The 5,844-nt window shown below is 63.5% G+C and carries 6 protein-coding genes; 3 read left to right on the top strand and 3 right to left on the bottom strand.

Translation table 11 applies throughout. The features are described from left to right. Positions 1-325: 325 nt before the first annotated feature. Positions 326-1,696, bottom strand: coding sequence for a sodium:glutamate symporter (locus tag RDN59_RS11045; protein ID WP_308607886.1), 1,371 nt, complete (start codon positions 1,694-1,696; stop codon positions 326-328). A 168-nt stretch (positions 1,697-1,864) separates the two neighbouring features. Here RDN59_RS11045 and RDN59_RS11050 point away from each other — a divergent pair, with 168 nt between their 5' ends. Further along, complete coding sequence (locus tag RDN59_RS11050) at positions 1,865-3,064, top strand: FAD-binding oxidoreductase (protein WP_308607887.1); 1,200 nt, start codon at positions 1,865-1,867, stop codon at positions 3,062-3,064. 70 nt (positions 3,065-3,134) lie between these two features. Here the strand turns inward: RDN59_RS11050 and RDN59_RS11055 are convergent, their stop codons facing one another. After that, the gene (locus RDN59_RS11055) at positions 3,135-3,944 is read right to left on the bottom strand and encodes a carbon-nitrogen hydrolase family protein (protein ID WP_308607888.1); all 810 of its coding nucleotides are present in this window, start codon (positions 3,942-3,944) and stop codon (positions 3,135-3,137) included. A gap of 102 nt (positions 3,945-4,046) precedes the next feature. Here RDN59_RS11055 and RDN59_RS11060 point away from each other — a divergent pair, with 102 nt between their 5' ends. Together RDN59_RS11060 and RDN59_RS11065 are read left to right on the top strand one after the other, a co-directional pair. Next, positions 4,047-4,307, top strand: a complete 261-nt coding sequence (locus RDN59_RS11060) for a hypothetical protein (RefSeq protein WP_308607889.1) — start codon at positions 4,047-4,049, stop codon at positions 4,305-4,307. After that, on the top strand, positions 4,304-5,455 hold the full coding sequence (locus RDN59_RS11065) for an alpha/beta hydrolase (protein ID WP_308607890.1): 1,152 nt from the start codon (positions 4,304-4,306) through the stop codon (positions 5,453-5,455). Before RDN59_RS11060 ends, RDN59_RS11065 begins: the two co-directional genes overlap by 4 nt. A gap of 27 nt (positions 5,456-5,482) precedes the next feature. On the opposite strand, the gene RDN59_RS11070 is transcribed toward RDN59_RS11065, so the two are convergent. Further along, positions 5,483-5,844, bottom strand: a 362-nt coding sequence (locus RDN59_RS11070; RefSeq protein WP_308607891.1) for an aldehyde dehydrogenase family protein, incomplete at its 5' end; no start/stop codon positions are given.

Here is a 5,844-nt window from a genome sequence, read left to right on the forward strand (position 1 = left end):
CCGCGAGCCTCGCCACCGAATCCACGGTAATTGCCTCATCACCCTGCGCGGCGCCAATGTGAAGAGCAGACTCGAGGATGACCTCACGAGGTGAGTCTTCATAAAGAAAATGCATATGGATTCCTAAGCCTGCGCACACTGAAGGAAAGAAAAAAGAGAGGCTGCGAGAGCGCCACACTGACAGCTTCCTGAATTTTAGCCTCTTTCTTCTCACAAGAGCAATGCAAGATGAAATTCATTTCGCACTACTACTCAGGACTTGCTTAAGACGAGAAAACCCTCAAACCATAAGGCTGAGGGTTTTCACGTGCTAGCAGGTCAGCGTCTACTTCGATGAGCCGACGTGACCGATGCCTTCTTTGAAGATGGTGCCGCGCGGCGGCATCATGCCGCTGAACTTGAAGACGAGGTAAATAACCACCGCGATACCCAGAGAGATCCAGCCAAAGCCTGCGGTGAAGCCGTACATGACGGCCAGCGGCGCAATGATGGTCCAAGAAATCTCGAAGGGACCGAAGCCAATGTAGGCCATGCCGTATTCCGACAGGGTTCCGGACTTGAGCTTGGGGTCGACGATCTTGAGAATCGCAATACCTGTGGCCACGGTAGCCGTGGCCCAGCCCCAGCCAAAGATGCCGCGCTCAATCCAGCGCTCGCCGAAGAACTCGGCGGGGAACCAGATGAGGAAGAATGCGCAGTAAATGGTGCCCAAGACGAAGAGCAGGAGAAGAGCCTGCCAGTAGGCAGCCACGGCGGCCGGCACGATGGCCGCCACGCCGAAGGCAATGAGGTAGTCGGTCGCCGCACCGGACACCGAGCTCACCGTGTCCTTATCCAGGTAATCCTTGGCGCCCACCATGTTCATCACGGCGCGGAAGAGCAGGCCCACCACCATCGACATGGCGAACAGCGGAATGGAAACGTTCTCCCAGATGGAGGAGATTCCCTTGTTAATGCCGTAGGCGGTCATCACGGTCAGAGCGATAAAGCCCACGTGCAGGGTGATGGGCTCGATGGCAGACGGGTTCGTGGTAGCACGGCCCAGCGAGGGGCGATCCTCCAGGCGCGAGATGTAGCCGCGGCGCAGTTCCTCCGGAAGCTGCTTCGGCACGTGCGAGACCTTGCCCTTGCGAATACCCCAGTTACCGGCGACGATACCGCCGATGATGGCGGCCAGCGTGCCCACGGTGGCGGAAGTAAAGCCCAAGGAGGATGCCGCCTCAGCACCCACACCTTCCAAGGCGCTGCCGACAGCCGCCGCGGTACCGAAACCACCCGTGAAGCCAACGGGCAGCATCATGCCGAACCAGTCCGGGGTGTCGAAAGCCGGCTTAAACAGCAGGAGGCCGAGAACGATGAACAGGCCCCACTGGCCGGTGAACATCATGGTGGAGTAGCCCCACATGTTGCGGGCACCCTTGCCCATGTTGCCGCCCATCTCCATGGAGTAGGCCATGGAGGCGAAGACTACGGCGATGAGCAGCGAGGTGTAATCACCAAGATTGTCGGAGAAACCGATCCAGCCCAAGACATTAGGGCCTAAGAGCAAGCCGAGTAGACCTGCCGTGATGGGGGCAGGCAAGAGCAAATCCTGAAACACGAACTTGATCTGGTGGCGCAGAACGTTGCCGATAACCATGAGCAAAGAAATCCAGCCCACGTCTGTCATGATTGTGAACGCAGAGAATTCTTCCATGCGAAAACTTCCTTCCATGCCGCCCACGGCGGCGTCCTTGAGACGAGACTCACCCTCTTTCGGGAAATGAACCGTTGATTACACTACAACTCCCTTCCCGCTTTTCCACCCCTGGCATATAACCCTAGGGTGATGTAGCTCTACCCCCAGGGGCTAGGATGGGCGGGCATGAGGGAACTGGGTGAGCACCTACGCAACCACGCGGAAGACTATCGCGATGCAGTACACAGGCACTTTTTCGCCACCGTGGCCGAGTCCCGCCAAGTCTTTGCTCTGTCGATGAAGGACACGCACCCCTCCATGGCCCCGGCGCTGGCGTGGGTGCTGGAAAATGTGGAGGGCGATGAGGTCCAGGGGGACGTCGCTCAGCGCCTGGCACGCATGGGCCGTGATCATCGCCGCCACGGTTTCCCCCCTGAGGTCTATCCGAAATTCGAGGCATCGCTCGTTCACGGGCTGGGGGTTCTGGGGCTCACCCCGTACCAGCACGACGTCGCCACGCGCACCATTTCCCAGGTGTGCTCCATCATGCGCACCGCCGCACAGGAGGCGGACTCGGATGGTGTTCCCCCTGCCCACAGCGCCCAGGTGGTGGCGGTTGACAAGCCGAACCGGCGCACCGCGGTGGTCCGGTTGGAATCGGGCGTGGCGCTGGATTACCGCGCAGGGCAGCACGTTCCGGTGACGTCTCAGCTCACGCCCGGCACTTGGCGTCCACTGACCCCGGCGGCACCCCCGGAGGGTTCGGGGCAGCTGACGTTCCACCTCGCGCTGGCCGGTGAGGCCTCCTCCATGCTGGCCAAGGCGCAGCCGGGTGATTGGTGGACGCTGGGCGCGCCCGCTGGTGAGCCGCCGCGACTGGATGACACGACGACATTGATTTCCTTCGGTACCGGCTGGGCGGGCGCGCGGGCGCTGCTTCTCGACGGCCTAGCGAACGGCCTTCCCTCCGGCCTCCAGGTCTATGCCGTAGCACCTTCGCCAGGTGAGCACTATGACACGGAATTTCAGGCTAACCTGCAGGCCCTGGTTCCGGAGCTGAAGCTGCGCCACATCGTCCGGGATGGCCAGGACCCTTGGCTGCTCGGCGCGCAGCCAGCTGCCGCAGGCTTCGATCCCGTAGCGGCCAAGGAGCCGATGGCCCCGGTGCTCGCTGAGGGAACCGACCGCCGCTTCGTGCTCATTGGTCCCGCCGACCGCGTTGAACTAGCGCGCGCGGCCTTGCTCGCGGGTGGCGTCGCGGAGGAGGCTATCACCACTGATAGCTGGCAGCGTGGCCACGAGTGGGCGGCCTCCGCCGCGGAGCTCGACGGCTGGGGCGATGACTGGGAGGCCTGGGCGGCGTGGAAGAAGTCCCAGTGGGCCTAGGCGCACTAAGCGCCTAGGCGTGCAATCGGAGCTTAGGCGTGCAATCGGAGCTTAGGCGTGCAAACAGAGATTAAGCGTCCAAGACGGGGAGGGACTGGCGGACCTTTGCCACGGTGTCTGGGTCTACCTCGCCGTAGAGGGTTTCTTGCTCATAGCCGGCTTCAGCAAGACGCGTGCCATCTGGCGCCACGAGAACGGAGTGTCCGATACCAGTCGGCCCAGAGGCCTGGCCCGCCTTGGCCTCGCCGCCGGGGCGAGCCTGGCCAGCCGCCAGGATGTACGTCGTGGAATCGAGCGCCCGCGCTGCGCTGAGCAGGCGCCACTGTTCCAGCTTGCCCGGGCCATCCGCCCAGCTGGTGGGCACGACGATGAGCTGGGCGCCCTGGCGGGCGAGTTCCTTGAACTGCTCGGGGAAGCGGATGTCATAACAGGTGGCCACGCCCACAGTGAGGCTCCCGGCCTCGAAGGTAACGAGTGATTCACCCGGCCGGACGGTATCGGATTCCTTGTATTTGAAGGCATCGTAGGTGTGGATTTTCTCGTAACCGCTGAGGACTCCGGGCCCGGCGATGAGCGCAACGTTGGCCACACGGTTGATGGTTTTCTCACCGCGCTCGACGGTATCCGCCGGGGCGAACATTCCCAGGACCACGTACACGCCGAGTTCTTCCGCTAGGGCGCGCACGGCGGTGGCGGTGGGGCCATCGAGCCCCTCCGCGTTCGTATCGAGGCGCCCGGAATCGAAGCTTTGGGTGGTAGCTTCCGGCAGGACGATGAGCTGCGCGCCGTTATCCGCGGCTTCCTGAATCTTGTCAAGCGCTACGGAGAGGTTCTTCTCAACGTCCCCGGTGCTGGTCATTTGAACTGCTGCTACCTTCATGCGGCCCACGGTAGACGAGCCCGGGCTAGTTATCCACAGATTTCGCGGATTCGGCACTACCTTCCTTTACGGCGGGTGGGCTGCTGACGCAGTCTCGATGCTATGAACCATCTCGCCATTGACCGCGGTGCCCGCCAGCAGATCCGCTCCCTCCTCGACCATTCCTCCCCCACCGCGTTGCCCTCGGTGCAGAAGCCTCCCCGGACCGCACGTGCCTTGGAGATCCTCGGCGCGCGGTGGGAGGAATCACGAAGGCTCAGCGAGGGTGCGCGGCGAGCCCAGTTGGAGGAGCTTGACCGCTTCGTGGGTGCAGCCCAGGGTGTCGATGCGGAGCTTTCAACTTTCTTGGGAGATACCCAATGAGCGCAGCAGCGGCATTGCGCGCGGAGGCTTACCGGTTGGAGGATCATTCCGCTGAGCTTGCCCGATATATCGATGCGTCGCACCATCATTGGGTAGCGCTAGCGATTTCTGGGGCGGCCGCGGACGCAGCGCGCGGCGCCCTCCACAGCGCCACCGATGCCCTGCTGGGTCCGGCGCAGCAGATGCGCGTGGCGGCGCACATCGTGAGCCTTTATGCGCCGTTGATGGAGCGAGTCGAGCATCTGCGCGTTCGAGCCCTTCGGCTCGCTGCGGTTCCCGCTCTTGCGGAGCCCGCCAGCGCGGTGCTGGGGCACCTCGACACGCTGGCCGATGCCCTCGACTGGGCCTGCGCCCGCCAGCTGAGCGCCTTGTGCACCCCGGAGCTGGGTGAGCCGCCGACCCGCCTGGAGGATTTCAGCGAGCTATCCCTGGCGGAATTGCATGAGGTCCAGCTGACCATGGCCAGCGAGGAGATCCGCTCCCTGGTTGCAGCTAATCCGGACCTCACCGTGCTGGAGGCCAGCCCCGGGCGACTGGTGGTGCTCGTCGACCCAGAGAATATCGGCACGCATGCGGCCCAAGTCAGCACGTTTGTGGGCGGGGTCGGCTCCTCCGAGCCTGGTAGCTGGCCCACCGCAGTGGAGCGCGCCCGCGCCATCGCCCACGCCACGCACGGGCCTGCCGTGGCGTGGATTGGCTATGCTGCCCCCTCCTCGCTGTCCCGCGCGGCACACGAGGAGCCGGCGCGCCGCGGCGCTACCGAACTCATCCGCTTCCAGCGCGCCCTGCGGCAACGCTTTCCTCGTGCCCAGCACATGTTAATCGGCTACTCCTATGGTTCCGTGGTGGCGGGCAAGGCTGCGCAGCACGACTATGTTGCGGATGACGTCGTACTCGTCGGCAGCCCAGGTGCCTCCGTGGCTAACGCCGCACACTTGCATGGCCGGGTCTGGAGCGCACGCAACGCCGAGGATCCGATCGCCGCCACCACCGGACCGCGCGGCGGCATTCACGGCCCGGATCCTTCCTCCCCTGCCTTCGGCGCCAGCGCGGTGCCGGGCGCAAGTGGGCTGCCGGGCGATCATGGCTCCTATTGGAAAGACCCCGCATTCCTGCGGGGTCTGGGTGTCATCGCCCAACGCTACTAGTAGGCAGCCAATTGGAATTGCTGCCTTTTAGAAGAGGCCGGCATGCTCCTCAGAGTAGGACACCAGCATATTCTTCGTCTCCTGGTAGTGGGACAGCATCATGAGGTGGTTCTCGCGTCCGATGCCGGACTCCTTGTAACCACCGAACGCACTGTGAGCGGGGTATACGTGGTAGTGGTTGACCCACACGCGGCCGGCCTGGATTTCGCGGCCGGCGCGGTAGCAAGTGTTCTGGTGGCGCGACCACACACCGGCGCCGAGGCCGAAGTTGGTGTCGTTGGCAATCTGGATGGCTTCCTCGAAGTCCTTGAACGTGGCCACGGAGAGCACCGGTCCAAAGATTTCCTCGCGGAAAATGCGCATGCCATTGGTGCCGCGGAGGACGGTCG

The organism is uncultured Corynebacterium sp., assembly GCF_902489365.1.
Lineage (GTDB): Bacteria > Actinomycetota > Actinomycetes > Mycobacteriales > Mycobacteriaceae > Corynebacterium.